The 873-nt window shown below is 68.7% G+C and carries 1 protein-coding gene; it reads right to left on the reverse strand.

Annotated features, from left to right (window positions below; translation table 11 throughout):
* Positions 1-234 precede the first annotated feature (234 nt).
* Positions 235-873, reverse strand: a 639-nt coding sequence (locus JCM19049_RS15830; RefSeq protein ID WP_054822029.1) for an IclR family transcriptional regulator, incomplete at its 5' end; no start/stop codon positions are given.

The following is an 873-nucleotide window of genomic DNA, read 5'->3' on the forward strand; positions in this document are numbered from 1 at the left end:
CCCTCTTCCGGCGCCTGCGCGGGCAGCTGCGCGGCCACCTGGCCGGGTTCGACGGTGGACATCACCGGTTGCTGGTCGATGCCGGCGCGGTAGTCGGCAATGAAGTCCACCAGTTCGTGGGCTTGGCGGCGGAATTCCTCCGGTGTCATCTAATCTCTTTCCCTTGTGCCTGATGGCCTTCCTGCATGGTATCGGCCGCACCGGCGCTGGACCGATTCCCGTTGCGGGTTCAAACTACCCGCGGCGCAACTGCTGGGAGAGCTCGTGGGCGTGGTGCAGCAGCAATGCCCCCAGTTCCGGGCGGCGCCCGGGGGTGAAGCGGGATTCAATGCCGGTCACGCTCAGGGCCCAGGCCGGGGACCCGGAGGCGTCAAAGACGGCGGCTCCCATCCCCCAGCTGCCCTCGACAATCAGCCCTGGGTTGACCGAGTAGCCCAGTTTGCGGGTTTCGCGGACCTTCTCGCGCAGCCGGGCCGGGCTGTGCGCGTCTCCGTAGCGTTCGGTGAAGTCATTGGCCTGCAGGTAGCGCTCCACCACCGGGGCGGACAGGAAGGCCAGGATCGCGATCCCGGCCGAGGCCACGCCCAGCGGGAAGCGTTTGCCCTCGTAGAGTACGAACGAGCGGATTGGGAAGGCGCCGTCCTGGCGCAGCAGGCACACGGTCTCGTCCCCGCGCCGTGCGGAGAGAAAGGCGCTTTCCCCGGTCGCTTCGGCGAGCGCGGCGACGTGCTCCCGGGCCATGTCGCTGATGTCGTAGCGTTCGGCCGCGACCGCTCCCATCAGGTAGAGTTCCGGGCCCAGCAGCCAGCGCCCGGCCTGGTGGTCGTGGTCGCAGAACCCCTCTGCCACCAGTGCGCCAAGCAGCCGGTGCAC

The organism is Arthrobacter sp. JCM 19049, from assembly GCF_001310435.1.